General features: G+C 37.0%; 4 protein-coding genes. All 4 read right to left on the reverse strand.

Going from position 1 to position 3,540, the window contains the following annotated elements; genetic code table 11:
* On the reverse strand, positions 1-91 hold a 91-nt coding region (locus tag BA053_RS06935; protein ID WP_156517995.1), incomplete at its 3' end, for a GTP-binding protein.
* An 11-nt stretch (positions 92-102) separates the two neighbouring features.
* Positions 103-2,178 (reverse strand): elongation factor G, encoded by a 2,076-nt coding sequence (gene fusA / locus BA053_RS05670; RefSeq protein WP_065094648.1) that lies wholly within the window; start codon positions 2,176-2,178, stop codon positions 103-105.
* A 21-nt stretch (positions 2,179-2,199) separates the two neighbouring features.
* A complete protein-coding gene (gene rpsG, locus BA053_RS05675) occupies positions 2,200-2,679 on the reverse strand; it encodes a 30S ribosomal protein S7 (RefSeq protein WP_007549313.1) in 480 nt (159 codons plus the stop codon).
* A 5-nt stretch (positions 2,680-2,684) separates the two neighbouring features.
* Positions 2,685-3,059: a 30S ribosomal protein S12 gene (gene rpsL, locus BA053_RS05680; RefSeq protein WP_006279787.1), complete on the reverse strand. Its 375-nt coding sequence runs from the start codon at positions 3,057-3,059 to the stop codon at positions 2,685-2,687.
* Between the last annotated feature and the right edge of the window lie 481 nt (positions 3,060-3,540).

The raw sequence follows: 3,540 nt of genomic DNA on the forward strand, positions 1-3,540 counted from the left end.
CCGCTGTCAACGTTGTCTTCCCATGATCCACATGTCCTATTGTTCCCACATTTACATGCGGCTTTCCAAATGCTTCCACTACTGCTGTCATAATTATTACCCTTAATTATACTCTAACTTTAACTCATCAACCACATATTGTGGCACTTGCTCATAACAAGAAAAATGCATACTATACTGCGCCCTTCCCTGAGACATAGAACGCAAAACGTTGATATAACCAAACATATTTGCAAGAGGTACCGAAGCAGTAATTATTTTACTATTATTACCTAAATCGAGCATATCAGCAACATTTCCTCTTCTACTATTTATATCACCCATAACATCACCCATATATTCTTCAGGAGTAATGATTTCAACTTTCATTATAGGCTCCAGCATTTTTGGACCAGCTTTATTTGCCATCTCTTTAAAAGCACCTTTAGCAGCAAGTTCAAAAGCTAAAGGACTAGAATCAACCTCATGAAAAGCACCATCAAGAAGGGTAGCCTTAAAATCAATCAACGGAAATCCCGAAATTATACCACCTTCTTTTATCAACTCCAAGCCATTTTCTACCCCAGGAATATACTCTTTTGGAATAGCACCACCTACAATTTTACTTTCAAATTGAAACCCAGAACCAGGCTCAAGAGGTTCAAATTTTATTTTAACCTTAGCAAACTGACCAGCTCCACCAGATTGTTTTTTATGAGTGTAATCAATTTCAACAGATTTAGTGATAGTTTCACGATATGCAACCTGAGGAGCACCGACGTTAGCCTCAACGTTAAATTCGCGCTTCATTCTATCAACAATAATCTCAAGATGGAGCTCACCCATGCCTTTCAATATAGTCTGGCTACTTTCCGCATTTACTGACATTCTCAAAGAAGGATCTTCTGCAACCAACCTATTTAGAGCAATACCTAATTTTTCCTGATCTGAAGTGGTTTTAGGTTCCACAGCAATTTCAATAACAGGCTCAGGAAATTCCATACGCTCCAATAATATAGGAAAATCAACAGAACATAAAGTATCTCCGGTGGTTGTTTTCTTTAGCCCAACTAAAGCAACTATATCTCCAGCCCTAGCCTCAGTTATATCTTCTCGGTTATTTGCATGCATAAGTAACATTCTGCCAATCCCTTCAGTTTCGTTTTTTAACGCATTTGAAACGGTAGATTTAGACTTTAATTTACCAGAATAAATACGGATAAACGTCAAGCTGCCTACAAATTTATCCGTCATCACTTTAAATGCAAGAGCAACAAATTTCTCTTTTTCTGAAGGTTTGACCTCAATTTTCTTTTCTGAATCTTTAGGATCAATTCCAACAATTACATCAACATCAATAGGAGAAGGTAAAAAGTCAACCACACCATCTAAAAGTGGTTGTACGCCTTTATTTTTAAAAGCTGATCCACATAACACAGGAACAAATTTTCCTTTAATGGTCCCATTTCTCACGCATTTTTTCAGTAAATCCACTGGCAGATCATTAGACTCAAAGTAAGTATTCATCGCTTCATCATCCATCTCAGCTGCAGCATCTAATAAAAGATTTCGATATTCTTGAGCCTTATCAAGCAAATCAGAAGGAATATCTTCATAAGAAAATTTAGCGCCCAACGTTTCTTCTTGCCATATAATGGCTTTCATAGAAATAAGGTCAATTATACCTTTGAAATCTTTCTCACTCCCTATTGGTAAATGAATAACTAAAGGTGCTGCACCAAGCTTCGTCTTTATCATATCAACACATCGATAAAAATTTGCCCCTATTCTATCCATCTTATTAACAAAGCAGATACGAGGAACGCTATATTTATCAGCTTGACGCCACACTGTCTCAGATTGAGGTTCAACTCCAGCAACTCCATCAAATACAGCAACTGCACCATCCAAAACCCTTAAAGATCTCTCAACTTCAATAGTGAAATCAACGTGACCAGGAGTGTCTATTATATTGACCCTATGATCATTCCAAAAACATGTTGTTGCAGCAGATGTGATTGTAATACCACGCTCTTTTTCCTGCTCCATCCAATCCATAGAAGCTGCACCATCGTGCACTTCACCAATTCTATTTTGCTTACCAGTATAAAATAAAATACGCTCTGTTGTGGTAGTCTTACCAGCATCTATGTGAGCCATTATCCCTATATTTCTGTATTTAGATATTCCAATTTCCATATCACAATTAATTAGCTAACATTAAAAACGAAGATGAGAAAATGCCTTATTAGCTTCAGCCATTTTATATTTTTCTTCGCACATCTTAAACGCACCACCGCGTTTATTATAAGCATCCAATATTTCAGATTGCAAACAATCAACAGTGGTTTTTCCACTCTTTTTTCGAGCAGCAGAAGTTGCTTTAGCAATCCACCTTAACGCTAAAGAAACCGCTCTATCTTGTCGAACTTCAACAGGTACTTGATAAGTTGCACCACCAATGCGTCGAGAACGCACTTCTATAGAAGGAGTAACATTTCCTACTGCTGTCTCAAAAATTGATAACCCACCTTCGCCTATTTTCTTTTCAGCTAAAGACAAAGCGTCATAGATAATCTTTTCTGCAGTAGATTTTTTACCACATTTCATGATTGTATTAATGAAACGCATCAGCAAAACACTGCCGTAACGCGAATCAGGACTTATTTCTCTTTTTTTTGCTTTATTCCGACGAGCCATAAACTTTAACCAGATTTCTTTACACCATATTTTGAACGAGCTTTCTTTCGATTTTGCACACCACGCAGATCAAGGGCACCTCTTATTATGTGATAACGCACACCTGGCAAATCTTTAACCCGCCCACCACGTATCAAAACAACAGAGTGTTCTTGTAAATTATGACCTTCACCAGGTATATAAGCCGTCACTTCACCATACCCACTAATTTTTACTCTGGCTACTTTACGGAGTGCTGAGTTAGGCTTTCTAGGAGTTGTAGTATACACCTTAGTGCAAACACCTCTCCTTTGAGGGTTGCTTTCTCCCAAAGCTGGTACCTTTTTCTTATGGGTCAATCCTAATCTACCCTTACGTATTAATTGATTTATCGTAGGCATATGTTATAAACTCAAGCTCATTAAAATAACTAAGTTTTTAGTTATAAAATAATAAACCTCAATAGTCAATATAAAAATAAACATTACTACTCTAATAATTAAGCTCAACTGCCTTGAAAGCCATCAGTAGACTTCTTGCACTACCTCCCAAGCCACAACTGTCATTCAGTAGAAACGAAAAAACTTACTTGACACCCTTCGCCAGCCCCATTATCATGGTACTGAAGGTATTCATTTATCTTCAATCTGTGCAGATTAAATGACAACAGTATTACGTAATTGGCGTCTTATTTTTAATTTTTTGCACTATGCACACTTTACGTCTTCACAACATTTCTGGGTTTTTACCTATATAAGCTGAAACGCGCTTATAAAGCGTTTAAGACAGTATAGTACGCCAATTTGCAGGATTAGAGAGTGACAACTAGCTAATACGGGATATCTTTTGCCTTTTTTTCTGCTTGGTAAATTTCTTAAACAT

The sequence above is a fragment of the Wolbachia endosymbiont of Nomada ferruginata genome (assembly GCF_001675785.1).
Classification (GTDB): Bacteria; Pseudomonadota; Alphaproteobacteria; order Rickettsiales; family Anaplasmataceae; genus Wolbachia; species Wolbachia pipientis.